The organism is Nocardioides sp. NBC_00163 (genome assembly GCF_045206295.1).
In the GTDB taxonomy this organism is placed as follows: Bacteria; Actinomycetota; Actinomycetes; order Propionibacteriales; family Nocardioidaceae; genus Nocardioides.
This window is the reverse complement of record NZ_CP108155.1, coordinates 417,102-442,750: the sequence shown is the minus strand read 5'-3', so window position 1 is coordinate 442,750 and position 25,649 is coordinate 417,102. Positions and strand designations below refer to the sequence as shown.

The following is a 25,649-nucleotide window of genomic DNA, read 5'->3' as shown; positions in this document are numbered from 1 at the left end:
GGTAGGCGCACCATGACGAACTCGAGCATGCCCGGGTGGGCGCTGGTGGCGACGCTGAGCGCGGTGGGGGTCCTGGTCCTCATCTCGCTGGTGGCCGTGCTGCTCGCGCTCCGGGCGCGCCGCGCCGCGCGGCGCCGGCTCGAGGAGGCCGAGGCCAGCGAGGCCGAGCTGCGCGAGCGGCTCGAGGCGCTGGAAAAGCGGCTGACCCCGCCCGAGCCGGCCGGGCGACGGCGGCGCCGGGACGTCGCCGAGAGAGAGTATGTGATCACCTCCCTCGGGGAGGACGGCGAGCCTGCCGAGGTGGAGCAGGTGGTGCAGCGTACGTTGACCGCACCGGCCTTCGCGGACGCGGTGTTCCGGGAGACCGTGGTGCACGGCGCCGCGCTGGTCCACGGCGTGCGCCGGGCGCTCTCGCCCGAGGTGCGGTTCAAGATCCGCTATGAGATGCACCGCGAGGTCAAGCGGGCACGCAAGGACCGGAAGAGCGAGATGCGCGAGGCGCTGCGCGAATACCGTGCGCGCCAGCGCGCGGCAGTTGACGAGGACGTACGTATGGAGGACTCCCTATGAGGGGCGCGATCTGGTTCGTGGTCGGTGCGGGTGCGGGCGTGTACGCGATGGTCAAGGGGCGGCGGGCCGCGGAGGCCTTCACCGCCGACGGCCTGCGCGACCGGGCCCAGGCGCTCGGCGTCGGCGCGCGGATCTTCCGCGACGAGCTGGCCACCGGCAAGGCCGAGAAGGAGCTCGAGCTCCGGGAGTGGATCGAGGCCCGCACGGCGGGGCCGAAACAGATTGGCGCCGCAGGTGTCGATCAGCAGAGACTTGGATTGACAGGGCCCGAGAACGAGGCCCAGCAGAACACGGAAGGTAGTACCCCCTGATGGAGTGGTTGAGCACGGCGGAGATCCGCCGCCGTTTCACGGCGCATTTCGCCGAGAACACGAGTGTCGGCGAGCACACGGTGGTGCCGTCGGCATCGCTCCTGCTCGACGACCCCAACCTGCTCTTCGTCAACGCAGGCATGGTGCCCTTCAAGCCCTACTTCCTGGGCCAGGCCACTCCGCCCTACGACCGGGCGACCTCGGTGCAGAAGTGCATCCGCACGCCCGACATCGAGGAGGTCGGCAAGACCACTCGGCACGGCACCTTCTTCGAGATGTGCGGCAACTTCTCCTTCGGTGACTACTTCAAGGAGGGCGCGATCACGCTCGCCTGGGAGCTGGTCACCAAGTCGGTCGCTGACGGTGGCTTCGGCTTCGACGAGTCGGCCCTCTACCCCTCGGTGCTCAACGGTGACGAGGAGGCGGTCGCGCTCTGGAAGAAGATCTCCGGCCTGCCCGACGACCGCATCGTGCGACTGCCCCCGAGCGAGAACTACTGGTCCATGGGCGTGCCCGGGCCGGGCGGTCCGTGCTCGGAGATCCTGATCGACCGCGGCCCCGAGTTCGGCGCCGACCGTGACTGGGACGCCGGCGACCGCTACCTGGAGTTCTGGAACCTCGTCTTCATGCAGGACAACGTCGTCGCGGCGCGGTCCAAGTACGACGTCGACATCGACGGCCCGCTCGCGCAGACCGGCATCGACACCGGACTCGGCCTCGAGCGTGTCGCCTACCTGATGCAGGGCAAGGCGAACATGTACGAGACCGACGTCGTCTTCCCGGTGATCGAGAAGGCGATGGAGCTGACCGGGAAGAAGTACGGCGCCTCCTACGAGGACGACGTCCGCTTCCGCGTGGTCGCCGACCACGTGCGCTCCTCGCTGATGCTGATCAGCGATGGCGTGACCCCCGGCAACGAGGGCCGCGGCTACGTCCTGCGCCGGCTGATGCGCCGCGCGATCCGCAACATGCGCCTGCTGGGCTACGAGGACCCGGCGATGCCGGAGCTGCTGCCGATCTCCCGCGACAAGATGGGGGAGACCTACACCGACCTGCACACCGGCTGGGACCGCATCAAGCGGGTCGCCGACGCCGAGGAGGAGGCCTTCCGCAAGACCCTCGCGGCCGGCACCCAGATCTTCGACCTGGCCGCGACCGAGGTGAAGTCGAGCGGATCCACCTCGTTCACGGGCGCCAAGGCGTTCCAGCTCCACGACACGTACGGCTTCCCGATCGACCTGACCCTCGAGATGGCCGCCGAGGCGGGCCTCGAGGTCGACGAGCCGGGCTTCCGCGGGCTGATGACCGAGCAGCGCGAGCGGGCCAAGGCCGACGCGCGCGCCAAGAAGGGCCAGCACGCCGACGTGTCGGTCTACCGCGGCATCCTCGACAGCAACGGGCCGACCGACTGGCAGGCCTACACGACCCTCGACACCGAGTCCAAGGCGATCGCCCTCCTCAAGGAGGGCAAGCCGGTCGACGTGCTCGGCCCCGAGGAGATCGGTGAGATCGTCCTCGACCGCACCCCGTTCTACGCCGAGTCCGGTGGCCAGTCCGCTGACGCGGGCATCATCGAGTTCGACGGCGGCCGGCTCGAGGTCGTCGACGTGCAGCGGCCCGTCAAGGGCCTCGTGGTGCACCAGGTCCGGGTCGTCGACGGCGAGTTCTCTGCGCATCGAACGGGCGGCGAGTCGCTCGTGCACGCGCAGGTCGACCCCGAGTGGCGTCTCGGTGCCCGTCAGGCCCACTCCGGCACCCACGTGGTGCACGCGGCGCTGCGCGAGGTGCTCGGCCCGACCGCGCTGCAGTCGGGTTCGTACAACCGCCCCGGCTACCTGCGTCTCGACTACGGCTGGACCAAGGGTCTGACCCCCGAGCAGATGCACGAGATCGAGGAGGTCTCCAACCACGCGCTGCGGGCCGACCTGCCGGTCTCCTGGGACTACATGACCCTCCCGCAGGCCAAGGAGTGGGGCGCGATCGCGCTCTTCGGCGAGACCTATGACGACACCAAGGTGCGGGTCGTCGAGATCGGCGGCCCCTGGTCGCGTGAGCTGTGCGGCGGCACGCATGTGGACCACTCCGCCCAGATCGGCACCGTCGTGGTCACCTCCGAGGCCTCGGTCGGATCCGGCAACCGGCGCATCGAGGCCTACACGGGCGTCGAGGGCTTCAACTACCTCGCCCGTGAGCGCGACGTGGTCTCCGAGCTCAACTTGCTGCTCAAGACGAAGTCCGACGACGTCGTCGGCAGGGTCTCGGACCTGATGGAGCGGCTCAAGGCCGCCGAGAAGGAGATCGCCCGGGCGCGTACGGCACAGCTGCTCGCCTCCGGCGGCTCGATCGCGGCCTCCGCGGTCGACGTCAACGGCGTCCAGCTCGTCGCCCAGCGGGTCCCGGGTGTGGGCGGCGGCGACGCGCGCACGCTCGCCCAGGACGTACGCGCCCGGCTCGGGGACGCGCCGGCGGCTGTCGTGCTCATCGGAGACGCTGACGACAAGGTCGCGGTCGTGGCAGCGGTCAACCCGGCCGGGATCGCCAAGGGCGTCAAGGCGGGTGACCTGATCAAGGAGCTCGCGCCGGTCGTGGGTGGTCGCGGCGGCGGCAAGCCAGACTTCGCCCAAGGCGGCGGCACCGACGTCTCCAAGATCGACACCGCGCTCGGAATGGTCGCGACGCTGGTCGCGCAAGCCTGATGCGGCACGGCGTACGCCTCGGTCTCGATCCTGGCGACGCCCGGATCGGCGTCGCCAGGAGTGACCCCACGGGGTTCCTGGCGACGCCGCTCGAGACGGTCAAGAAGGGTCGCGGAGACCTCGCGCGTCTGCAGGCGATCGTCGCTGAGATCGCCGAGGAGTCGACGATGCTCGAGGTGGTCGTCGGGCTGCCCCGGTCCCTCAAGGGAGGGGAGAACCCGGCGACTGCTAAGGTCCGGAACTTCGCCGCGTCCTTGGCGCGGCGAGTGGCTCCGGTCCCGGTTCGCCTCGTCGACGAACGACTTACAACAGTTTCCGCGGAGGCTATGCTCCGAGACCGGGGGCGCAAGGGTCAGGACCGCCGAGCCGTGGTGGACATGGCCGCGGCGGTTGTGATCCTGCAACACGCATTGGACAGTGAGCGCGCTTCGGGGACCGCGCCTGGAGAGATCGTTGAGGTCGGTCATTGAGTGAGCGCTACTACCCCCCGGACCCGCGCGACCCGCGTCGCCCTGGTCAGGGGTCATATGGTCGCGATCCGCGCGGTGGCCACCCGCCACGGCAGCAGCCGCCGCAGGATCCCCGCGACCCACGCCGGATGCCACCGCAGATGCCGGGTCAGGTTCCCGGTCAGATGCCTCCGCAGCAGGGCCAGCCGGGCCGGCGCCCGGGGCCTCGTCCGGTGCCCGGTGCCGGCACGCCCCCGCCGGGCTACGGCCGGCAGGAGCCGCCGCAGCGGCCGGGCGGCTACGACAGGCCGACCTACCAGCAGCAGCCGGCCTTCTTCGAGGGTGGTCCCTCGGATCACGATCCATACTTCGACGAGAAGCCGCCCAAGCGCAAGCGACGCTTCGGTGGCTGTCTGGCCGTGCTGGTGGCGATGGCGGTGGTCCTCGGTGGGTTCTACTTCGTGGGCGACCGGGCGATCGACTACGTCAAGGACATGGTCGCGCCTCCGGCCGACTACCCCGGACCTGGCACCGACCCCGTCTCCTTCGAGGTGCACGAGGGTGACTCGGTCTCGGCTGTCGGCCGCAACCTGAAGGAGATCGGCGTGGTGGAGTCGGTCGACGCCTTCATCGAGGCGGCCAACGCCGAGGGGTTGACCGTCCAGGTCGGCTTCTACCCGCTGAAGAAGCAGATGAAGGCCGCCGACGCCGTCGAGGTCCTCGCCAACCCGGAGAACATCGACACGGTCAACGTGACCATCACCGAGGGATCGCGCGCCAAGGCGATCTACAAGGTGCTCGCCGAGAAGACCGGGAAGAAGCCGGCGGAGTTCAAGAAGGCCGCCCAGGACGCCGAGGCGATCGGGCTGCCCGACTACGCCGAGGGCAACGTCGAGGGCTATCTCTTCCCGGCCACGTACGCCTTCCCGCCCGACGCCACGCCGACCGAGATGCTGGCGATGATGGTCGACCGGTGGGAGCAGGCGCTCGGTGACAACGACATCGAGGCGCGCGCCAAGCAGCTCAAGTGCGGCGGCGGCAAGGCATGTACACCCGAGCAGATCATGACCGTCGCCTCCCTCGTCGAGGCGGAGGGTCGCGGCGACGACATGGCCAAGATCGCCCGGGTCATCTACAACCGAGTCGAGAACCCCGGCACGGCCGGCCAAGCGGGCTTCCTGCAGATCGACGCGACCGTCAACTACGCGCTCGGGAAGTCTGGAAGCACCGAGCTCGGTGGCGTCGACGTGCAGTCCGTCGACTCGCCCTACAACACCTACACCAACAAGGGCTTGCCTCCGGGGCCGATCGGTGCGCCGGGCGATAACGCGATCCAGGCCGCGCTCAACCCGGCGGAAGGTGACTGGTACTACTACGTGACGGTCAACCTGAAGACCGGCGAGACGAAGTTCGCCAAGAACTACGACCAGTTCTTGAAGTTCAAGGCTGAATACAAGGACTACTGCGCAACCGAGTCCAAGAGCTGCTGAGGAGAAGACCTGAGTGAAGTGCGCCGTCCTGGGTGATCCGATCGATCACTCGCTCTCCCCGATCCTCCACCAAGCCGCGTACGCCGAGCTGGAGATGTCCGACTGGTCCTACACGTCCACGCGCGTACAGGCCGGTGGCCTGGCGAAGTACGTCGCCGACCTCGGCGGCGACTGGCCGCCCAGCCGGTGGCGTGGGCTGTCGGTGACGATGCCGCTCAAGCGGGAGGCGTACGAGCTGGCTCGGTCGATGTCGCCGCGGGCGCGGCTCGTGGGAGCGGTCAACACCCTGGTGCGCTCCTCGCACGGCTGGGTGGGGGACAACACCGACCTGCCCGGAGCGGTCGCGGCGATCCGGGAGCGCGCGGGCGAGGGATTCTCCTGTACGTCCGGCGCGATCCTGGGTGCCGGCGCGACCGCGGCCTCCACGGGCCTCGCGCTGGCCGAGTTGGGTGCCTCCCGGATCACGCTGCTGGCCCGCAACCCGGGTGCGGCGGGGGAGACGATCGAGATGATCTCGCGTCACCCGAGCAAGCCCGTCGTCTCGGTGCTGCCGCTGGACTCCGCGGTCGATGGCGTGGATGCGGTCGTCTCCACGGTTCCGGCGAAGGCGCAGACCCCGGACCTCATCGACCGCTGGGCCTCGACGCCGGTCGTCTTCGACGTCGTCTACGACCCGTGGCCCTCGCCGCTGCTGTCTGTCGCACCCGGCGTGGCGGTGAGCGGCCTCGACCTGCTCGTGCATCAGGCGGTGCTGCAGTTCGAGCTCTTCACCGGCCGGCCCGCGCCGCTCGCCGCGATGCGGGCAGCGGGGGAGAAGGCGCTGGCCAGCAGGGAGTCCAGTATGGAGCCGACCCCGGCATGAGTCCTGGGGCGGTCGTGCTGGTGAGTGCGGCCGTCGCCGGTCTGCTCGCTCTCGGGGTGCCGGCACTGCTTCGCCGGCTACCCGAACCGGTCGATGACCCGCCGGTGGTGCCCTACGCCACCCTGGCCGGGTGGGCGCCGCTCCTGCCCCTTGCGGTGGCCGTCTCCGCGGCGCTCGCCGGGCTGCTCGCCTGGCAGGTGGAGCCCTCGCGCCTGATGGTGGCGCTGGCGCCGCTCACACCTGTCTGGGTGCTGCTCGCCTATGTCGACTGGCGCGTCCAGCGGTTGCCGAAGGTGCCGATCCTGGTGGCGACCGCCGTCGGGGTCGGCCTGCTCGCCGCCGAGTGGCTCTGGACGCGCGACACCGCGGCGGCACTCGGCGCCCTTGCCGGGCTGGTGATCGCGCGCTCGGCGTTCTGGCTGCTGTGGCGGATGCTGCCGCACGCGATGGGCTTCGGCGACGTACGGCTGGCGGCGCTCGTCGGTCTGGTCCTCGGTCGGCTCGGCTGGGAGCAGTTGGCGGTCGGGCTGTGGGCAGGGCTGGCGATCTTCGGCGTCTGGGGCATCGGACGTGCCGTCGCGCAGCGCTCGCGTACGGCGATGCGCGAGCCCCTGGCGTACGGGCCGTTCATGATTCTGGGCATGCTCGTCGGTGCGCTCGCCGTCTCGCTTTGAGCCCGGGTGCACGGGGTTGCGTGACCGGGATGAAACACTAGGGCCATGTTGCGTTGGCTCACTGCGGGCGAGTCCCATGGTCCGTCCCTGACGGCCGTGATGGAGGGTCTGCCCGCCCACGTCCGGATCACCTCTGACGACATCGCTGATGCCCTGGCCCGGCGGCGCCTCGGCTATGGCCGCGGCGCCCGGATGAAGTTCGAGAAGGACCAGGTGCGGATCACCGGCGGCGTACGCCACGGGGAGTCGCAGGGCGGTCCGGTCGCGATCGAGGTCGGCAACACCGAATGGCCCAAGTGGGAGACCGTGATGGCCTCCGACCCGGTCGACCCCGACGTGCTGGCCGGCCAGGCCCGCAACGCGCCGCTGACGCGTCCGCGGCCCGGTCACGCCGACCTTGTCGGGATGCAGAAGTACGACTTCGACGACGCCCGCCCGATCCTGGAGCGTGCTTCGGCCCGGGAGACCGCGGCCCGCGTCGCGCTCGGCGCCGTTGCCTCGGCCTTCCTCGAGCAGGCGCTCGGCGTCCGGTTGGTGTCGCACGTCCTGGAGATCGGCGGAGTCCGTACGCCCGGCCGCGAGGTCCCCGCTCCCGAGGACGTGGCGCGCCTGGACGAGGATCCGGTGCGGGTGCTCGACCCCGACGGTTCCAAGCAGATGGTCGCCCGGATCGACGAGGCCCACAAGGACGGTGACACCCTCGGCGGCGTCGTCGAGGTGGTCGTCCACGGCCTGCCGCCGGGCCTGGGCTCCCACGTGCACTGGGACCGCCGCCTCGACGCGCGCCTGGCCGGTGCGCTGATGGGCATCCAGGCGATCAAGGGTGTCGAGGTCGGCGACGGCTTCGAGCTCGCCGCGACCCCGGGCTCCAAGGCCCACGACGAGATCGTTCCCTCCGCCGACGGCATCCGCCGCACCTCCGGCCGATCCGGCGGCACCGAGGGCGGCATGTCGACCGGCGAGATCCTGCGCGTGCGCGCCGCGATGAAGCCGATCGCGACCGTGCCTCGTGCGCTGCGCACGGTCGACGTGGCCACCGGCGAGGAGGCCGTCGCGCACCACCAGCGCTCCGACGTCTGCGCGGTGCCCGCCGCCGGTGTCGTCGCCGAGGCGATGGTCGCGCTCGTGCTGGCCGAGGCGGCGCTGGAGAAGTTCGGCGGCGACTCGGTCGCCGAGACCGCGCGCAACGCCAAGTCCTACCTCGAGAACCTGAGGTACGTGTGATGCCGGCCGTCGTGCTCGTCGGCCCGATGGGCGCGGGCAAGTCGACCGTCGGAGCTCTGCTCGCCTCCCGTCTCGGGGTCACTCTGCGCGACACCGACGAGGACATCGCGGCAGCCGCAGGCAAGAGCGTGCAGGACATCTTCGTCGACGAGGGCGAGGCCCACTTCCGTGCGGTCGAGGCCGACGCGGTCGCCGCCGCGCTCGCTGAGCACGACGGGGTGGTTTCCCTCGGCGGGGGCTCCGTTCTCGCCGATCGGACCCAGATCCTGCTCAAGGAGCACACCGTCGTCTACCTGCGGGTGGGGGTCGCGGACGCGGTCAAGCGGGTCGGGCTCGGCTCGGGCCGTCCGATGCTGCTCGGCAACGTACGCGGCCGCATCAAGACGCTCCTGGAGGAGCGCGCACCGATCTATGAGTCGGTCGCGACGCTGGTCGTCGACACCGACGGCCGCTCGGCCGACGACGTCGCCGCCGAGCTCGCCACCGCCCTCACCGCGCTGAACACCACGGAGTAGAAGTGACCGAACCTGTCAGCACCGTCATCAGGGTCGAGAGCGCCGCGGCGTACGACGTCGTCATCGGCTCCGGCCTCGCCGGCCGGCTCCAGGAACTCCTGGGTGAGAGCGTCCAGCGGGTGGCGTTCCTCTACGCCGCCGAGCTCGCCGAGTACGCCGAGCCGGTGCTCGAGGAGCTGCTGAAGCACTACGACGTGCTCGGCCTCGGGCTGCCCAGCGGCGAGGACCAGAAGACGGTCGCGGTCGCCAACGACTGCTGGGAGGCGCTGGGGGAGCGGGGCTTCACCCGCTCCGACGCCGTGGTCACCTTCGGTGGCGGTGCGACCACCGACCTCGGCGGGTTCGTCGCCGCCGGTTGGCTGCGCGGCGTACGCGTCGTGCACGTGCCCACCACGGTGCTCGCCATGGTCGATGCCGCGGTCGGTGGCAAGACCGGCGTCAACACCGGTGCCGGGAAGAACCTCGTCGGTGCGTTCCACGAGCCCGCCGGCGTGCTGTGCGACCTCGCGCTGCTCGAGACCCTGCCGGAGGCAGACCTGATCGCCGGGCTCGGCGAGGTCGTCAAGTGCGGCTTCATCGCCGACCCCGAGATCCTGCGCCTGGTCGAGGAGACGGAGAAGATCACCGCCGACTCGCCGGTCCTGGCCGAGCTGGTCGAGCGCGCGATCCGGGTCAAGGCCGAGGTTGTCGCCGCGGACCTGAAGGAGACCGGCGGCGCCGACGGCCACCCCGGTCGCGAGACCCTCAACTACGGCCACACGCTCGCCCACGCCCTTGAGAAGCACTCCGGCTTCTCGATCCGCCACGGTGACGCGGTCGCCGTGGGTTGCGTGTACGCCGCCGAGCTCGCCCGGCTCGCCGGAGTCCTCCCCGACGATGTCGCGGCCCGGCACGCGCCGATCTTCGCGAAGGTCGGCCTCCCGACCACCGTCAAGGAGCTGGGCGTCGAGGCCGGCTTCGACGACCTCATCGGCGCCATGCGCGTCGACAAGAAGGCCCGCGGCTCCGTCCTCCGCTTCCTCGTCCTCCACGACCTCGCCGCCCCCCGGATCCTCACCGGTCCGTCCGAGGAGCAGCTGCGGGAGGCGTACGCGGTCGTCGCCGGCTGACCACGATCGCTTGGGCTGTGCCGGTCGGCGTGGAAGGAAAATTCCTTCCGTGGTTCGACTCACTTTCCGGACCAGCGCGCGATGTCCTCGTCGGTGACCTCGACAGGGCCCTCGACACGCTGGGTGGCACGGATGTGGTTGCCGAAGGGGTCGCGGAAGGCGCAGTCGATGCCGTAGGGCTGCTTGGTCGGCTTGTCGGTGAACTCGACACCCTTGGCGGAGAGCTCCTCGTAGAGCTTCTCGCAGTCATCGGTGTTGAAGATGACCACGGCGCCCATGGCTCCCTTGGTCACCAGGTCGCGCAGCTGGGCGGCGGTCTCTTCGCTGTGAGCGGGGGAGCCGCCCGGGACCTCGAGCAGCAGCTGGTGGTCGGGGTCGCCGGGAAGGTGGATGGTGAGCCAGCGCATGAAGCCCATGTCGACGTCGCTCCCGACTTCGAGCCCGAGCTTGCCGACGTAGAAGTCGAGCGCCTCGTCCTGGTCGAGCACGTAGATTCCGGTGATGTTGATGTTGGTCAGCATGCGACCAGTCTGCGGCGTCTTCGACGCCCCGCGCTTCTCCGAAACTGCTCAGCTCGCCGGCCGCATCCAGGCGCGAGCCACACACCCCGGAACGGCCGGGCTGTCGGCCCGGGCGCGGTAGTCGGTCGGTGAGGTGCCGACGATGTCGCGGAACGTACGGCTGAAGGTGCCGAGGCTGGTGAAGCCGACCGTGAGCGCGACGTCGGTGACCGGCATCGCGGTGTCCCGCAGCAACGCCATCGACCGCTCGATCCGCCGCCGCTGCAGGTAGCGGTGCGGCGTCTCCCCGAAGACCACCTTGAACCGGCGGCTGAAGTGCGCAGGTGACACATGGGCGACACGCGCGATCGCCGCGACGTCGAGCGGCTCGGCGTAGTGCCGGTCCATCACGTCACGCGCCCGCAGCAAGCGGCGATTCTCGTTCTCGCGCGGCGTCATGCCCCGAGCGTAGACCCTTCACGGAACGCGATCGGGCAAAAGCGTACCGAGTCCGGTACGCTTTTGCCCGAGGTGATTCCGATGAGCTATCGCAGCGTCCTACGTGAACTGGGCTTCGACACCCATGGGGTGGTCACGCTTGCGGAGGCCGAATCCTGTGGCGTGCCCGCGGTCGAGGTGCGCAAACTGGCGTCCCGTGGCGCTCTGATCCGACTGGGTCAGGGTGTATATCGAATGGCCGAGGTCGGGCCTGGGCCTCTGGACGAGTTCGCGGCCGCGGTGGCGCTGGTCGGCGCGGATGCTGTCCTGGCAGACGAGTCGGTGCTGGCTGCGTACGACCTCGGGCAGATCAACGTGCGCCGGATCAAGGTTGCGACGACCGCGCGAGTCCGCAAGCGGCTGCCTCCGACAGTCCAGATCGTTCGAAAGCATGTGCCGGCACACCTCCGGGCCGATATCGAGGGGATCGACTCGATGCGTGTCGGCGCCGCGGTGCTCGCCTGTCGTGGCAAGGTGATGGAGACACGACTGGTCGATGCAACGAATTCGGCTTCGGCTCGCGGCTTGATCGACCACGACGAGGCGCAGCGGATCATCTCGGAACTGGAGGCGGCGGATGGGCGGAGCAGCGCCGAGGCGAGTTGGTGACCTGATCCGGTCGACGACGGCCCTGGCCGCGGAGCGCGGCATCTCCCAGAAGCGTCTGGTGGCGCTGGTTGCGAATGTGGTGCTCGCTCAGATGCTGCCCGACTCGGCGGTCAAGGGGGGCACGGGTCTGAAGCTGCGCTTCGGCGAGCGGCTCACCCGTGAGACACCTGATGTCGATGCCGCCTATCGAGGTGACCTCGACACGTTCCGCGATGAGCTGGCGGATCGTCTTGGCGTGGGCTGGTGCGGATTCACCGGCGAGGTGACGATGGGTGAACGGCGTGCGCCCGAGTCGGTTCCGGCGGCGTACGTCATGCAACCCTTCCGGGTGCGACTCAAGTTCGCTCACAAGACGTTCAAGGCGATCGACCTCGAGATCGGGTACGACGAGCTGGAGTCGACGACGAACGAGCCGCCCGAGCTGGTGATGTCGTCAGAGGTTCTGGAGATCTTCGATGCGCTCGGTCTCCCCGAACCGGGCGCGGTGCGGGTCCAGCCGCTACATCACCAGATCGCTCAGAAGATCCATGCCTGCACCGCTCCGCGGAGTCAACGAGCCCACGACCTCGTCGACCTTCAGCTGATCGTTCCTACGACGGATCCGATGCTGGTTGCGAAGGTGGCCGAGCGGCTCTTCGCATTTCGTCAGGAGCACGACTGGCCGCCGCAGCTGTCGCCGGGTGCGCGATGGGAGTCGCTGTACGAGGAGGCGGCCGAGGGGCTCGAGGTACTGGCCTCGGTCTCCGAGGCGGTCGCCTGGCTCAACGACTACATCGCCGAGCTGCGGCGGGCTGGAGCATCGGAAAAGCCCCAGCCCGCCTAGAGGTCAACTCACAGACCCATGTCCTTGGCGATGATCAGCTTCATGACCTCGGAGGTGCCGCCGTAGATCCGGTTCACGCGGTTGTCGGCGTAGAGGCGGGCGATGGGGTACTCGTTCATGTAGCCGTAGCCGCCGTGGAGCTGGAGGCAGCGGTCGATGACGCGGTGGGCGACCTCGGTGCAGAAGAGCTTGGCGGAGGCGGCCTCGGCGGCGGTCAGCGTGCCGAGGTCCTCGGCCTCGATGGCGCGGTCGACCACGGCCTCGGCGGCGTCGACCTCGGCCTTGCAGGCGGCCAGCTCGAACTTGGTGTTCTGGAACGAGGCGACGGTGGTGCCGAAGACCTTGCGCTCGGCGACGTACTTCTTGGCGAACTCGACGGCGGCCGCGGCCTGGGCGTAGGCGCCGACAGCGATGCCCAGACGCTCGACGGGGAGGTTCTGGCCGAGGTAGGAGAAGCCCTTGCCGACCTCGCCGAGTACGTCCTCGACCGGGACCTGCACGTCGGTGAAGGAGAGCTCGGCGGTGTCGGAGACCTTGAGCCCGAGCTTGTCGAGCTTGCGGCCGACCTCGTAGCCCGGGAGCGAGGTGTCGACGGCGAGCAGGGTGATGCCGCCACGCCGATCGTCGGCGGAGGCCGGTGCGGTGCGGGCACACACGATCACCCGGTCGGCGTTGACGCCGCCGGTGATGAAGGTCTTGGCGCCGTTGAGGACGTAGTGCTTGCCGTCCTCGGTGAGCTTGGCGTTGGTGGTCATGCCGGCGAGGTCGGAGCCGGTGCCGGGCTCGGTCATCGCGATCGCCCACATCTCCTCACCGGCGACGAAGCCGGGCATCCAGCGCTCCATCTGCTCCTTGGTGCCGAGGTTGAGGAGGTAGGGCAGGCACAGCCCGACGTGGACGGACGAGCCGCCGAAGGAGACACCGGCGCGGGAGAGCTCCTCGGTCATCACGGCGGAGTACTTGAACGACTCGATCCCGGCGCCGCCGTACTCCTCGGGCACCTGGATGCCCCACACACCGAGCTCACCGAGCTTGAGGTAGAAGTCGTGGGGGACGATCCCGGCCTCGTACCACTCGTCGTAGACGGGGGTGACCTCCTTCTCGATGAACGAGCGGATGGTCTCGCGGAAGGACTGGTGGTCCTCGGTGTAGATGGTGCGGCGCATGGCGGTGTTGTCTCCTCGGTGCTTCCTTGTAGGGGTCAGGGACGGGCGCCGACGGCGCGGAGCGCCAGGTCGGCATAGAAGTCGGCCAGGGCCTCAGGGGTCCAGGAGCCGTCGTCGCGGTACCACCGAGCCAGGTCGATGCCGAGCGAGAGCAGGGCGGTGGCGGCCTTGGCGGGGTCGGGTGTGTCGAAGTCGCCGCTGCGTACGCCTTCCTCGACGACCTCACGCATGACGGTGTCGATGGCGCGGCGCAGCCCCGCGATCTCGCGGAAGTGCTCCTCTGTCAGCGCGGCGAGCTCGTAGTTGATGACTCGGGCCGTCGTGTGGGAGCGCGCGTGGAAGAGGACATAGGTGCGTACGGCGGCGGCGACCCGCTCGGCAGGCGTGGCGTCGGCGCGGGTCGCGTCGGTGACCGCCTCGAGGATCACCTCGTGGCCACGCACCGCGATCGCGTGCAGGAGCTCCTCCTTGGAGCGGTGGTGAACGTAGACCGCGGCCGGGCTCAGCCCGGCCGCCGTGGCGATGTCGCGGGTGCTGGTGCCGTGGAACCCCTTGGCGGAGAATGCCTGGACCGCCGCGTCGAGCAGACGGGCACGGCTACGGTCGCCGCGCGCCTGGGTGCTGGTGCGGAGCTCGTTCATCGCCCTCCTCATGTCGGAGTCTCGTGTCGGAGTCTCCTGGTGTCGGATCCAGTGTCGCACAATATAAGTGACCGCTTAGATTGGGATCGCCGTCACGGGTGTCGAGACGGCCCGGAGCCCGCCCGGGGCCCGTGACAGGATGACCGGGTGAGTGAGAAGCTGCAGCCGGTCCTGGTCCTCAACGGCCCCAACCTCGGACGTCTCGGGAAGCGTCAGCCCGAGATCTACGGGCACACCACCCACGATGAGCTCGCCGCGATGTGCGTCGACTGGGGCCATGCGCTCGGCTTCGCCGTGGACGTACGTCAGACCAACCACGAGGGCGACATGGTCGACTGGCTCAACGCCGCGGCCGACAAGGACATCCCGGTCGTGCTCAACGCCGCCGCCTGGACCCACTACTCCTACGCCATCTACGACGCCTGCGCGCAGCTGACGGCTCCGCTGGTCGAGGTGCACATCTCCGACCCGACCCAGCGCCCCGAGGTCTTCCGGCACACCAGCGTGGTCACCGACCACGCGGTCGCGGTCGTCGCGGGCAAGGGCATCGACGGCTACCACGAGGCGCTCTCGGTCATCGCCGCCAAGCTCGGCAATGGGTGAACGAGCGTCAGCGAGTGAGCCATCAGTTCAACACGCCGCCGCGTCCGTATTCTGGCGCTTGCGCTACGGGCGTGGTGCGTGACGGATTGGGTCGGCGTACGTCTCGTTGACTAGGATTCTCTGAGGCCCTTCGGGCCCCACGAACATTGACAATGAAGCCTGCATCGGTGCAGGTCAAAGAGACGAAGGCTGACGGACGGTTATGGCGACGACGAACGACCTCAAGAACGGCATGGTGCTGAAGATCGAGGGCCAGCTCTGGCAGGTGGTCGAGTTCCAGCACGTGAAGCCCGGCAAGGGTCCGGCCTTCGTCCGCACCAAGCTGAAGAACGTCGAGTCGGGCAAGAACGTCGACAAGACCTTCAACGCCGGCACCAAGGTCGAGACCGCCACGGTCGACCGCCGCTCGTTCCAGTACCTCTACAACGACGGCACCAACTTCGTCTTCATGGACGTCGCGGACTTCGACCAGGTCGAGGTCGACCCGGAGATCATCGGCGACGGCGCCGGGTTCCTCCTGGAGAACCAGGAGGTCATCCTGGCCACCAACGAGGGTCGCGTGCTCTTCGTCGAGCTCCCGCCGTCGGTCGAGCTCGTCATCTCCTACACCGAGCCCGGTGTCATGGGTGACTCGGCCACCGGCCGCACCAAGCCCGCCACCCTGGAGACCGGCGCCGAGATCCAGGTGCCGCTCTTTATCGAGCAGGGCGAGAAGATCAAGGTCGACACCCGCGAGGGCGGTTCCTACCTCTCCCGCGTCAAGGGCTGACCTGTGGCTCACGTCGCCACCGCCCGCACCAAGGCCCGTAAGCGCGCGCTCGACCTCCTCTTCGCCGCCGAGGCCCGTGGACTCTCCGCCGGTGATCTGCTCGACCAGCAGATCCGCGAGGGTGAGGTGCCCAACAACCCCTTCACGGTCAAGCTCGTCCGTGGCGTGGTCGCCGAGTCCGAGCGCATCGACGCTCTGATCGCCGCTTTCGCCAAGGACTGGTCGTTGGCCCGGATGCCCGCGGTCGACCGCAACGTCCTCCGCCTCGGCGTCTGGGAGCTCCTCGACGGCGATGTGGCCTCCGAGGTCGCGATCAGCGAGGCCACCGCCCTGGTGACCGAGCTGTCCACCGACGACTCGCCGTCCTTCGTCAACGGCGTGCTCGCCGCGGTCGCCAAGGACCTCGCCAAGGCCTGATCGGCACGAGACGTACGCCTGTCCGGGACCGTTCCGGGCAGGCGTAGCGTCATTTCGGGTGCGGCGCGACGCGTGTGTTTTCCGGTTATCGACGATTGCTTCGGTCGGGACCGTATGTTTGGACCCAAGGCTGTGATGGAGGCCGTAACCAAGCACCCGTATTCGGAGAGCGCATGACGCAGGAGAACAACCCCTACGACGAGCCGGACTCGCGCACCCGGCCGGCCGGCACACCCTCGCCCTGGGTGACGCCGCCCCCGCCGAACACGGGGGGACGGCCGCCGACGCCCCCGACCCAGCCCCATCCCGACCCGAGCCAGGAGGCGACTCGCATCACCAACCCACAGGTCACCACGACACCCGCCCCGCCCCCTCCGGTGGCGGTGACGCCGCCACCCCCGGGCGTTCACGGGCAGGAGGTCCCCAGCGCGACCGACTTCCTCGACCGGCGTGCGGAGTCGGCCGGGTTCGGCCCCGCGACCTGGGGCTGGCGAGGAGCGATCCGCAGGATGTCCGGCGGGTTGATCAGCCCGAAGATGGGGCAGGACGAGGTCGCCTACGAGCAGGACCGGGCGATGATCCAGCGCGACTTCGACGGGCCGCGCACGATCGTCTTCATCAACCCGAAGGGTGGCGCCGCCAAGACCACCGGCGTGCTCGCGGCGGGCTACACCTTCGGCACCGTGCGCGGTGGCGGGATCGTGGCCTGGGACAACAACGAGACCCGCGGCACCCTCGGCATCCGCGGTATGCGGAGCACCCACCGCAACACCACCCGCGAGCTGCTCGACAACCTGGCGGCGTTCAACAACGTCTACCAGTCCCGCATCGGCGACCTCGGTGCCTTCGTACGCTCCCAGGGCGACGCCCACTTCGACGTGCTCGCCTCCGACGAGCGGCCCGATGTCACCGGCCAGATCCACGCCGACGACTTCGGGCAGGTGCACCAGCTGCTGGAGCGCTTCTACAAGGTGATCCTGGTCGACACCGGCAACAACATGCGTGCCGAGAACTGGCTGGCCGCGGCCGACACCGCCGACCTGCTGGTGGTCACCTCGACGGTTCGCGAGGACACCGGCTACAGCGGCCTGTGGATGCTCGACGCGCTCCAGGAGTCGGGCTACGCCGACCTCAAGCTGAAGACGATCACCGTGCTCTCGGACCCATCCCCGAAGGTCGACACCAACCTGGCCCGCGACCTCACCGAGGTCTACACGCAGCGCACCCGCGGGGTCTACCGGGTCCCGTTCGACCCGGTGCTCGTCGCCGGGTCCACGGTCCAGTACTCCCAGCTCTCGGAGGAGACCAAGATGTCGTGGCTGAAGGCCTGCGCTGGGATGGCGCACGCGCTTTAACCATGTCCAGGGATACCCGGTCGACCGGGTATCCCTGGACATGACGGGCACTGAAACACCCCACAAGTCCATGAAGTGCCCGTCCAGTTCCACGCTAGGGTCGCCGTATGCGCGCGATCGTCTATGCCGAGAATGGCCCGTCGTCTGTCATGAAGCTCGCTGAACGACCGGTGCCGAAGCCCGGCCCGGGCGAGGTCCTGGTCAGGCTGGTGCGGGCGGGGGTCAACCCCACCGACTGGAAGGTACGCGCCGGCCTGAGCGCGACCCTCACGACTCCCGAGGCGACCCCCGGCCAGGACGGCGCCGGGGTGATCGAGGAGATCGGCGAGGGCGTGACCAACCACGTCGTCGGTCAGCCGGTCTGGCTCTTCATGGTCCAGCACGGGCAGCCCTGGGGGACCGCGGCGGAGTACGTCACCGTGCCGGCGCACAAGGCCGTCGAGCTGGCCGCGGGCGCCTCCTACGACCTCGGCGCCTCGCTCGGGGTCCCGGCGATGACCGCCCACCGGGCGCTCACCTCCGGCGCGGTGGAGCGGGTGGCCCCCGAGTCGTTCAGCGGCCTCACCGTCCTCGTCCATGGCGGGGCCGGAGCGGTCGGCAACGCCGCGATCCAGCTCGCCGTGTGGGCAGGAGCCACGGTGATCACCACGATCAGTTCCCCGGAGAAGGCGGCGCTGGCGAAGGCTGCGGGTGCGCACCACATCGTCAACTACCGCGAGGGAGACCCGGCCGCCGCGATCCGCGAGATCGCGCCCGACGGCGTCGACCAGATCGTCGAGGTCGCCCCGGCGGTCAACAACGACCTCGACCGCGCGGTCATCGCCAAGCGCGGCACGATCGCGATCTACGCCAACAACGGCGGCGACGAGCTCACCATGCCGCTGCGAGCCACCTTCTCGCTCAACCTGCGCTACCAGTTCATCCAGCTCTACGGCATCGAGGAGGCGCAGATCCAGGCCGCGGCCGACGACGTCGCCGCCGCCGTGGCAGCAGGGGCGCTGCGGGTCGGCCCGGAGGGTGGCGTACCCCTTCACCACTACCGGCTCGAGGAGACCGCTGCCGCCCACGACGCGGTCGAGGCGGGTGCCGTCGGGAAAGTGCTGATCGACCTGGAGTGAGGACGAGCCCAGATCCATCCGATCCCCGCCTGCTGCGCGCCGCCATACGGCCGCGCTGGCGGCGTTGCCGCCGCTCGACAGACGCCCGGTATGCCTTCGCGGCGGCGCCTGGCCATCACACCCGTCTGGCGACGCTCGCGACGGCGGTGATCGGACGGATCTGGGCTATGGTTGCCCCGATCCTTTAACGAGCCGTCCCGTGAGGCGGAGAAGGAGACCACAACCTTGTCTGATGTAGTTCCCGAGCCGTCGACCGACGGTCGCGTCGTGCTCGACGCCCGTGACATCTCCCGGGCGCTGACCCGGATCTCCCACGAGATCCTGGAGCGCAACCGCGATGCGGAAGACCTCGTTCTCCTGGGTCTGCACACCCGCGGGGTGCCGCTGGCCAAGCGGATCGGCGCGCGGATCGAGGCCGCCGAGGGTCACCCGGTCGCGCACGGCGCGCTCGACGTGACGATGTACCGCGACGACCTGCGCACCCATCCCACCCGCGCTCCTCACCACACCGAGATCCCGCCCGGCGGCATCGACGGCAAGACGGTCGTGCTGGTCGACGACGTGCTCTTCTCGGGCCGCACCGTCCGCGCCGCGCTCGATGCCCTGGCCGACTACGGCCGCCCCGCCGTCGTACGTCTGGCTGTTCTCGTCGACCGCGGCCACCGGCAGCTGCCGATCCGGGCCGACCACGTCGGCAAGAACCTCCCCACCGCCCGCTCCGAGCGGGTCGGGCTGAGCCTGGAGGAGATCGACGGCATCGACGAGGTACGCATCGTGGAGCTCGAGGGGGTTCCGGCATGACGAAGCATCTGCTGTCCATCGACGACGTGAGCGCGGAGGAGATCCAGCAGCTCTTCGCGACCGCCGCCGAGATGCACGACGTCCAGAAGCGTGAGGTCAAGAAGCTCCCGGCGCTGCGCGGGCGTACGGTGATCAACCTCTTCTTCGAGGACTCGACCCGCACCCGGTCCTCCTTCGAGATCGCGGGGAAGTGGCTCTCGGCCGACGTGATCAACCTGTCGGCGAAGGGGTCCTCGGCCTCGAAGGGCGAGTCGCTGCGGGACACCGTGCTGACCGTGACCGCGATGGGCGTCGACGGCCTGGTGATGCGTCACTCGGCCTCCGGCGCGGCCCATCAGGTCGCCGGCTGGCTCGACATCCCGGTGATCAACGCCGGCGACGGGATGCACGAGCACCCGACCCAGGCCCTGCTCGACGGCTACACGCTCCAGCGCCAGCTCGGCGGACCCGGCTCCCTGGAGGGCAAGCGGATCGCCATCGTCGGCGACCTGACCCACTCGCGGGTGTTCCGGTCGAACGTGAAGTCGCTGATCAAGCTCGGAGCCTCCGTGACCGCCGTCGCGCCGCCCACGCTGATGCCCTCGGGCATCACCGAGTGGGCCAAGGCCGACGGGTTCGCCACCTCCTACTCGTTGGACGACGTGCTGCCGGAGGTCGACGCGGTGATGATGCTGCGCGTCCAGCGGGAGCGGATGAGCGGTGGCTACTTCCCGACCTCGAGGGAGTACACCGTCGGCTACGGGCTCACCCGCCAGCGGCTCGGCATGCTGCGCGAGGGCGCGCCGATCCTGCACCCCGGGCCGATGAACCGCGGCCTGGAGATCTCTCCCGAGGCCGCCGACGCCGCCTCCTCGCGGATCCTCGACCAGGTCTCGGCCGGGGTCGCGATCCGGATGTCCGTCCTCTACCACCTGCTTGCCGGCGAGGAGTCTGCATGAACGAGCGCAAGCGAGCGAGCAATCAGAGCATCATGCCGCCGCGTCCGTATTCTTTCCGCTCTGTCACGGAGGTGGCGGCATGAGCCTGTTGATCAAGGGAGTCTCCGTCCTCGGGGCCGAGCCGACCGATGTCCATGTCGACGGGGGAGTGATCCGAGAGATCGGTACGCTCTCCGCGACCGTCGACGAGGTGGTCGACGCCTCCGGCCTCGTCCTCCTCCCGGGTCTGGTCGATCTGCACACCCACCTGCGCCAGCCGGGCCGCGAGGACGCCGAGACCGTCGCCTCGGGTGCGGCCGCGGCTGCCGCTGGCGGCTACACCGCCGTGCTGGCGATGGCTAACACCTCGCCGGTCACCGACACGGCCGAGGCCGCGGTCTCGGTGTGGGACCTCGGCCGCGAGGCCGGGCTGGCCGACGTGTTCCCGGTCGGCGCGGTGACCAAGGGACTGGCCGGTGAGGAGCTCGCCGAGCTGTCCCTGATGAACCGCTCCCGGGCGGGCGTCAAGGTCTTCTCCGACGACGGCCGCTGCGTCGCGGACCCGCGGGTGATGCGACGGGCGCTGGAGTACGTCAAGGCGTTCGGTGGCGTGATCTCCCAGCACTCCCAGGACCCGTCGCTGGCGCCCTACGGTTCGGCCTGCTGCCACGAGGGTGAGCTCTCCGGGCGGCTCGGTCTGCCCGGCTGGCCGGGGGTCGCGGAGGAGGTCATCGTCGCTCGCGACGTGATGCTCGCCCGCCACACCGGCTCGCGCGTCCACGTCGCCCACGCCTCCACCGCCGGCACCGTCGAGGTGCTGCGCTGGGCGAAGGCACAGGCGGAGAAGGACGGCAGCTGGGCGGTCACCGCGGAGGTCACCCCGCACCACCTGCTGCTGACCACCGACCTGCTCGCCGGCTACGACCCGACCTTCAAGGTCAACCCGCCCCTGCGCCCGGCCGAGGACGTCGAGGCCCTGCGTACGGCGCTGGCCGACGGCACCATCGACGCGGTCGCCACCGACCACGCCCCGCACGCTCGCCAGGACAAGGAGCACGCCTTCGTCGACGCGGCCTTCGGGATGCTCGGGCTCGAGGAGGCGCTCTCGGTCGTCTCGACGGTCATGGTCTCCTCCGGTCTGCTGGACTGGGCCGGCGTCGCCCGGGTCATGTCCACGACCCCGGCCCGGATCGCCGGGCTCGAGGAGCACGGGCGCCCGATCGCGGTCGGTGAGCCGGCCAACCTGGCCCTGGTCGACCCGGCCGCGACCTACGTCGTGGATCGCGACCGTTCGCTCTCGCTCTCCCGCAACAACCCCTGGCACGACCGCAAGCTCACCGGTCGCGTCGTCGCCACCTACCTGCGGGGGAAGCAGACCCACGCCGGTTAGGCTCCACCGCCATGACCGACGTCTTCTCCGACAAGCTCGCGCAGTGGCGCGCCTACACCGCGACCCCGTGGGGCCGGATCCGCTACGCCGTGGTCGAGGGGATTCTCCGGCGCCAGTGTGCGGAGCTGGGTGAGGGGCTGCGGATCCTCGACGTCGGCGGCGGGGACGGGATGGACGCGCTGCCGCTGACACTGGCCGGGCACGACGTCAGCATCCTCGACCCGTCGGAGTCCTGGCTGGCCGAGGCGAAGCGCCGGGCAGCGGATGCGGGCACGTCGCTGACCACGCTCGTCGGCGGCCTCGACGACCTGCCCGAGGGGGAGTGGGACCTGGTCCTGTGCCACTTCGTCCTGCACTATCGGTCGGCCGCCGCCGGAGACGTACGCCGCCTCGCGGCCGCGGTCCGTCCGGGCGGGCGCCTCTCGGTGATGGTCCCCAACCCCGCGAGCATGGTGCTGCGCCAGCTGGTCACGGGCGGACCCGAGGCCGCGCTCACCGAGTTGCGCGCGGATACCAAGCGCACCGTGACCTTCGACCATGACGTACGCAAGGTCCCGATGGCCGACCTCGAGGCCGAGCTCGCTTCCGCCGGCCTGCGGCTGACCGGCCGCTTCGGCGCCAGGATCGCCAACGACCTGCTCACCGATGACGCCGCCAAGGCTGACCCCGCCTACTTCGACCGTCTCCTCGAGCTGGAGCGCGAGCTGTGCGACCAGGAGCCGTTCGTACGCATCGCCGGCATGTACCAGCTCGTCGCGGAGCGGCCGGGTTAGGCTCGGGAACGTGGATAACCTCGAGCGCGTCTACAAGATGCCCTTCGGCTCCGTCTACCCGCACTATGTGACGAAGGTGGAGAGGAAGGGCCGCACCACGGCCGAGCTGCACCAGGTGATCACCTGGCTGACCGGCTTCGACGACGACGCGATCGCGAAGCACATCGAGGTGGGGACGAGCTTCGAGGAGTTCTTCGCCGCCGCCGACCTCAACCCGAGCTCGGAGCTGATCACCGGGGTGGTCTGTGGCGTGCGGGTCCAGGAGATCGAGGACCCGGTCATGCGCCAGGTGCGCTACCTCGACAAGCTGGTCGACGAGCTGGCCAAGGGCAAGGCGATGGAGAAGATCCTGCGCGGTTAACCGGTTGGACGGCGCGCCCGTCGCCGCGTATTCTTTACTCATCATGAAGTTCTTGCGCTGACCTCCGACCCGCGCCTGAGGCACATGCCCGGCGGGTCGTCCTCGAACCCGAAGGCCAGCGCTCTCATGTCATCTTCCATCGTTTCCGGACCGATCCTCGTCCGCGACCTCTCCGTCTCCTTCCGCAGCGGCTCCGTCCTCGCCGGGATAGACCTCACCGTCTCCCCGGGCGAGCGGATCGCGCTCGTGGGGGAGAACGGTGCCGGTAAGTCCACACTGCTCCGCGCTATCGCAGACCAGCTTCCGCGCACCACTCAACGCACAGGCACGCTCGAGGCGCCCGACGACCTCGTCTGGCTGCCGCAGGAGCCGCCGTTCCGTGACGCGGCGAGCATCGAGGATGTACTCGCCACCACGCTGCGTCCGCTTCGGGAGGCCGTCACCACGGTCGAGACGCTCGCTGACCGTCTCGACGACCCCGAGGTCGCCGAGACGTACGCGAGCGCGCTCGACTTCGCGGTTGCCCACGACGCGTGGGACGCCGACAGGCGGGCCATCCTGGCCGCTGAGCGTCTCGGCCTCAGCGGCCTGGACCGGGAGCGTCCGATCAGCACGCTCTCCGGTGGGCAGCGGACCAGGCTGGCGCTGGCGACCGCGATCACCCGCCGTCCCGACGCGCTGCTGCTCGACGAGCCCACGAACCACCTCGACGACGAGGCGGTCGCGGTGCTGGGGGAGTTCCTGCGCGACCTCCCCGGCGTCGTGCTGATGGCCTCCCACGATCGCGTCTTCCTCGACGAGGTCGCCACCGGCCTCTTCGACCTGGACCCGACCGCCTTCGGCACCGATGGTGCCGGCGGCCGGCTCTTCGGAGGCGGGTGGAGCGCCTACGAGGAGGCCCGGCAGGCCGCTCGCGAGCGGTGGGAGCAGACGTACGCCGAACAGCAGGACGAGCTCAAGCGTCTCCGCACCGCGACCAAGATCGGCAACGACGCGATCGCCCACAACCGCGGCCCGACCGACAACGACAAGTTCATCTACAAGTTCAAGGGCAGCAACGTCGAGCGCACCGTCGCCCGCCGCAAGAAGGACGCCAACCGTAGGCTGGAGGAGGCCGAGGAGGCACAGGTACGCAAGCCACCGCCGCCGCTGCGCCTCAACGCCGCGCTGGCGGCTGCCGGGGCGGGCGGGAGGATGGTCGTCGTACGCGACCTGGTGGTCGAGGAGCGGGTCGGCCTGCCGGTCCTGGACATCGTGGCGGGGGAGCACCTGCTGATCACGGGGCCCAACGGCAGCGGCAAGTCCACGCTGCTCGGAGTGATTTCCGGGCGCGTGAAGCCGACCTCGGGGGAGGTCCAGGTCAGCGCCCGGCATGTCGAGGAGCTCACCCAGGACCCGCAGTTCGGGGACCTGCGTCGCAGGGTCTCCGACGTCTACCTGGAGTCGGTGGGGGAGTTGCTGGCGACCCAGGTGCCGCTACGTGACCTGGGCTTGGTCCACCCGCGCGACCTCAACCGGCCCGTCGGTGCGCTGAGCGTCGGCCAGCGTCGGCGGCTCGACCTGGCGATCGCCATCGCCACCGGCCCGGACCTGCTGCTTCTCGACGAGCCCACCAACCACATCTCGCTCACCCTGGCAGGCGAACTGGAGGAGGCGATCGGAATCACCCCGGGCACCATCGTCGTCGCCTCCCATGACCGCTGGCTGCGGCGCCGCTGGTCGGGTCCGGAGCACCGTCTTGTGCCCTGAGGTGCCGCGGGGCGGGCCACTTGCGGGCGAAACCCTGTGGATGAGCAGAGTTATCCACAGGCGCCGAGCTCGTCGTTGTCCTCCTCGACGGGCCATGGTGCCGTTGACCCATGACCGACAAGATTCCGTACGCTCCAGTCCTCCGCACCCAGGCCGACGTCGAGGCCGCCTGGCGACACCTGATCAATCCACTCGGCTGGCCCGAGCCGCGGCTGTGGTTCATGCTCGTCGGGGCAGACGGCGTTCCGTTCCCACAGCTGTGCCAGATCGAGCAGCTGCCTGTCGAGATCGGTGACGACGGTGCGGGCAATGTCGCCACGATGCTGCACGACCTGATCGATGAGCTGGGTCTCGACCGGGTCGAGCTCCTGCTGTGCCGGCCGGGCGGTGGACCACCGAGTCAGTCTGACCGGGAGAACGCCGCACATCTCTACGGAGCGTGTGCCGTGGCCGCCGTACCGGTCGATGTCATCCACCTCGCGACCGACCAAGACTTCTGGCCGGTCCCGTTGGACGAACTCGGTGAGCTCAGAACTCCAGCGTGACCTTCGTGTCGCCGAGCTCGCGCGAGACGATGCGGTCGAACTCCGCCGAGGCGGCCTCACGCTCGACGAGGTCACGCAGCGCGCGGTCGATCGCAGCTTGGTTGGTCGTCGTCCCAGCGATCTTCCTCGCCTCGGCCAACAGCTCTTTGTCGATGCTGATCGACGTCTCGGTCATTGCGTACCCCCGCACGGAAATCTGGATGAAACATCGAAACGCTAGCGGTGCACAACCATGCAACGCAATGACCTGCGAGAACCGTCACATCGTGTCGCACTCACCTGACGCCACCCCTGGCCGGGATGTCGGTGCTCGCCTCTATGGTCCACAACCATGAGCCCGGAGGACCGACTGCTGACCGACATCACGATCATGGTGGACTCGATCGAGCCGATGGACCCGGTCGAAAGCGGCCACATCGCCGACGCGTCGGCCTGGTTGTGCTTGACCAACGACGTCTTCCGGCGCACCACCGCTCCGACCGAGCCGGCCAACTGTGACCACGACCCGGCCCGACCGCCCGGGCCCGCACACCGACGTCAGCCTCTGGTTCGTCCTCGCCCACGACCACCTGGGGCCGTTGGTGCCGGACGAGAGGGAGTACGCCAGCGTGCGCTGGTGGAGACACCCTCCGAGATCCGCGCCGCCGACCCGGGGCTGTTCGACCCGCACATGGATCGGATGCTCGACAAGCTGAAGACCCTCGTCGCCTGAGG

The 25,649-nt window shown here is 69.5% G+C and carries 30 protein-coding genes; 25 read left to right on the top strand and 5 right to left on the bottom strand.

All coding sequences use genetic code 11. From position 1 onward, the window contains the following. Positions 1 to 12 precede the first annotated feature (12 nt). From OG801_RS02190 to aroB, 10 genes are all read left to right on the top strand, one after another. Positions 13 to 570 carry a hypothetical protein gene (locus OG801_RS02190; protein WP_406033339.1) on the top strand — a complete coding sequence of 186 codons (558 nt, stop codon included), beginning with the start codon at positions 13 to 15 and terminating at the stop codon, positions 568 to 570. Next, on the top strand, positions 567 to 881 hold the full coding sequence (locus tag OG801_RS02185) for a DUF6167 family protein (RefSeq protein ID WP_406033337.1): 315 nt from the start codon (positions 567 to 569) through the stop codon (positions 879 to 881). Before OG801_RS02190 ends, OG801_RS02185 begins: the two co-directional genes overlap by 4 nt. Positions 882 to 889: 8 nt before the next feature. Beyond that, positions 890 to 3,577, top strand: a complete 2,688-nt coding sequence (alaS, locus tag OG801_RS02180; protein WP_406036325.1) for an alanine--tRNA ligase — start codon at positions 890 to 892, stop codon at positions 3,575 to 3,577. Continuing rightward, the gene (ruvX, locus tag OG801_RS02175; protein ID WP_350658823.1) at positions 3,577 to 4,047 is read left to right on the top strand and encodes a Holliday junction resolvase RuvX; all 471 of its coding nucleotides are present in this window, start codon (positions 3,577 to 3,579) and stop codon (positions 4,045 to 4,047) included. Before alaS ends, ruvX begins: the two co-directional genes overlap by 1 nt. A gap of 164 nt (positions 4,048 to 4,211) precedes the next feature. Continuing rightward, positions 4,212 to 5,516, top strand: a complete 1,305-nt coding sequence (gene mltG, locus OG801_RS02170; protein WP_406033335.1) for an endolytic transglycosylase MltG — start codon at positions 4,212 to 4,214, stop codon at positions 5,514 to 5,516. A gap of 13 nt (positions 5,517 to 5,529) precedes the next feature. Then, positions 5,530 to 6,378, top strand: a complete 849-nt coding sequence (locus OG801_RS02165; protein ID WP_406033333.1) for a shikimate dehydrogenase — start codon at positions 5,530 to 5,532, stop codon at positions 6,376 to 6,378. Beyond that, positions 6,375 to 7,052: a prepilin peptidase gene (locus OG801_RS02160; RefSeq protein WP_406033331.1), complete on the top strand. Its 678-nt coding sequence runs from the start codon at positions 6,375 to 6,377 to the stop codon at positions 7,050 to 7,052. The genes OG801_RS02165 and OG801_RS02160 overlap by 4 nt, the downstream gene beginning before the upstream one ends. A 45-nt stretch (positions 7,053 to 7,097) precedes the next feature. Beyond that, a complete protein-coding gene (gene aroC, locus OG801_RS02155; protein WP_406033329.1) occupies positions 7,098 to 8,276 on the top strand; it encodes a chorismate synthase in 1,179 nt (392 codons plus the stop codon). Next, positions 8,276 to 8,791 (top strand): shikimate kinase, encoded by a 516-nt coding sequence (locus tag OG801_RS02150; RefSeq protein WP_141804915.1) that lies wholly within the window; start codon positions 8,276 to 8,278, stop codon positions 8,789 to 8,791. The genes aroC and OG801_RS02150 overlap by 1 nt, the downstream gene beginning before the upstream one ends. Before the next feature lie 2 nt (positions 8,792 to 8,793). Beyond that, the gene (gene aroB, locus OG801_RS02145; RefSeq protein ID WP_406033327.1) at positions 8,794 to 9,900 is read left to right on the top strand and encodes a 3-dehydroquinate synthase; all 1,107 of its coding nucleotides are present in this window, start codon (positions 8,794 to 8,796) and stop codon (positions 9,898 to 9,900) included. 59 nt (positions 9,901 to 9,959) lie between these two features. Here aroB and OG801_RS02140 read toward each other — a convergent pair whose 3' ends face one another. Together OG801_RS02140 and OG801_RS02135 are read right to left on the bottom strand one after the other, a co-directional pair. Beyond that, positions 9,960 to 10,421, bottom strand: a complete 462-nt coding sequence (locus OG801_RS02140; protein WP_357354004.1) for a VOC family protein — start codon at positions 10,419 to 10,421, stop codon at positions 9,960 to 9,962. 48 nt (positions 10,422 to 10,469) lie between these two features. Then, complete coding sequence (locus OG801_RS02135; protein WP_406033325.1) at positions 10,470 to 10,859, bottom strand: helix-turn-helix domain-containing protein; 390 nt, start codon at positions 10,857 to 10,859, stop codon at positions 10,470 to 10,472. A gap of 81 nt (positions 10,860 to 10,940) precedes the next feature. Between OG801_RS02135 and OG801_RS02130 the strand changes: the two genes are divergently transcribed. Together OG801_RS02130 and OG801_RS02125 are read left to right on the top strand one after the other, a co-directional pair. Further along, a complete protein-coding gene (locus OG801_RS02130; protein WP_355021717.1) occupies positions 10,941 to 11,507 on the top strand; it encodes a type IV toxin-antitoxin system AbiEi family antitoxin domain-containing protein in 567 nt (188 codons plus the stop codon). Continuing rightward, a complete protein-coding gene (locus tag OG801_RS02125; RefSeq protein WP_406033322.1) occupies positions 11,476 to 12,330 on the top strand; it encodes a nucleotidyl transferase AbiEii/AbiGii toxin family protein in 855 nt (284 codons plus the stop codon). The genes OG801_RS02130 and OG801_RS02125 overlap by 32 nt, the downstream gene beginning before the upstream one ends. 8 nt (positions 12,331 to 12,338) lie before the next feature. On the opposite strand, the gene OG801_RS02120 is transcribed toward OG801_RS02125, so the two are convergent. Further along, complete coding sequence (locus tag OG801_RS02120) at positions 12,339 to 13,496, bottom strand: acyl-CoA dehydrogenase family protein (RefSeq protein WP_406033320.1); 1,158 nt, start codon at positions 13,494 to 13,496, stop codon at positions 12,339 to 12,341. A 35-nt stretch (positions 13,497 to 13,531) separates the two neighbouring features. Beyond that, positions 13,532 to 14,137 (bottom strand): TetR/AcrR family transcriptional regulator, encoded by a 606-nt coding sequence (locus OG801_RS02115; protein WP_355021714.1) that lies wholly within the window; start codon positions 14,135 to 14,137, stop codon positions 13,532 to 13,534. Positions 14,138 to 14,284: 147 nt separating this feature from the next. On the opposite strand from OG801_RS02115, the gene OG801_RS02110 reads away from it, so the two are divergent. The 12 genes from OG801_RS02110 to OG801_RS02055 all read left to right on the top strand — a co-directional run bounded on the left by OG801_RS02110 (position 14,285) and on the right by OG801_RS02055 (position 24,935). After that, the gene (locus OG801_RS02110; RefSeq protein WP_406033318.1) at positions 14,285 to 14,740 is read left to right on the top strand and encodes a type II 3-dehydroquinate dehydratase; all 456 of its coding nucleotides are present in this window, start codon (positions 14,285 to 14,287) and stop codon (positions 14,738 to 14,740) included. 202 nt (positions 14,741 to 14,942) lie between these two features. After that, positions 14,943 to 15,509 carry an elongation factor P gene (efp, locus tag OG801_RS02105; protein ID WP_378680369.1) on the top strand — a complete coding sequence of 189 codons (567 nt, stop codon included), beginning with the start codon at positions 14,943 to 14,945 and terminating at the stop codon, positions 15,507 to 15,509. 3 nt (positions 15,510 to 15,512) lie between these two features. Beyond that, a complete protein-coding gene (gene nusB / locus OG801_RS02100) occupies positions 15,513 to 15,926 on the top strand; it encodes a transcription antitermination factor NusB (protein ID WP_160022948.1) in 414 nt (137 codons plus the stop codon). Between the two features lie 173 nt (positions 15,927 to 16,099). Then, positions 16,100 to 17,281 (top strand): MinD/ParA family protein, encoded by a 1,182-nt coding sequence (locus tag OG801_RS02095; protein ID WP_406033315.1) that lies wholly within the window; start codon positions 16,100 to 16,102, stop codon positions 17,279 to 17,281. Between the two features lie 107 nt (positions 17,282 to 17,388). Further along, positions 17,389 to 18,399 carry an NADPH:quinone reductase gene (locus tag OG801_RS02090; protein WP_406033314.1) on the top strand — a complete coding sequence of 337 codons (1,011 nt, stop codon included), beginning with the start codon at positions 17,389 to 17,391 and terminating at the stop codon, positions 18,397 to 18,399. A 225-nt stretch (positions 18,400 to 18,624) separates the two neighbouring features. Then, complete coding sequence (pyrR, locus tag OG801_RS02085) at positions 18,625 to 19,200, top strand: bifunctional pyr operon transcriptional regulator/uracil phosphoribosyltransferase PyrR (RefSeq protein WP_406033312.1); 576 nt, start codon at positions 18,625 to 18,627, stop codon at positions 19,198 to 19,200. Next, entirely contained in the window at positions 19,197 to 20,138 is a 942-nt protein-coding gene (locus tag OG801_RS02080) for an aspartate carbamoyltransferase catalytic subunit (protein WP_406033310.1), read from the top strand. Before pyrR ends, OG801_RS02080 begins: the two co-directional genes overlap by 4 nt. A gap of 79 nt (positions 20,139 to 20,217) precedes the next feature. Beyond that, entirely contained in the window at positions 20,218 to 21,507 is a 1,290-nt protein-coding gene (locus OG801_RS02075) for a dihydroorotase (RefSeq protein WP_406033308.1), read from the top strand. Positions 21,508 to 21,518: 11 nt separating this feature from the next. Then, positions 21,519 to 22,280: a methyltransferase domain-containing protein gene (locus OG801_RS02070; RefSeq protein WP_406033306.1), complete on the top strand. Its 762-nt coding sequence runs from the start codon at positions 21,519 to 21,521 to the stop codon at positions 22,278 to 22,280. Between the two features lie 10 nt (positions 22,281 to 22,290). Then, the gene (locus tag OG801_RS02065; RefSeq protein WP_355021705.1) at positions 22,291 to 22,641 is read left to right on the top strand and encodes a DUF2200 domain-containing protein; all 351 of its coding nucleotides are present in this window, start codon (positions 22,291 to 22,293) and stop codon (positions 22,639 to 22,641) included. Positions 22,642 to 22,767: 126 nt separating this feature from the next. Next, positions 22,768 to 24,390: an ABC-F family ATP-binding cassette domain-containing protein gene (locus OG801_RS02060; RefSeq protein ID WP_406033304.1), complete on the top strand. Its 1,623-nt coding sequence runs from the start codon at positions 22,768 to 22,770 to the stop codon at positions 24,388 to 24,390. Between the two features lie 110 nt (positions 24,391 to 24,500). Next, entirely contained in the window at positions 24,501 to 24,935 is a 435-nt protein-coding gene (locus OG801_RS02055; RefSeq protein ID WP_406033302.1) for a hypothetical protein, read from the top strand. Here OG801_RS02055 and OG801_RS02050 read toward each other — a convergent pair. After that, positions 24,919 to 25,110, bottom strand: a complete 192-nt coding sequence (locus OG801_RS02050) for a type II toxin-antitoxin system VapB family antitoxin (protein ID WP_355021702.1) — start codon at positions 25,108 to 25,110, stop codon at positions 24,919 to 24,921. The genes OG801_RS02055 and OG801_RS02050 overlap by 17 nt on opposite strands. Positions 25,111 to 25,266: 156 nt before the next feature. On the opposite strand from OG801_RS02050, the gene OG801_RS02045 reads away from it, so the two are divergent. Continuing rightward, on the top strand, positions 25,267 to 25,647 hold the full coding sequence (locus OG801_RS02045; RefSeq protein WP_406033299.1) for a hypothetical protein: 381 nt from the start codon (positions 25,267 to 25,269) through the stop codon (positions 25,645 to 25,647). Positions 25,648 to 25,649 lie beyond the last annotated feature (2 nt).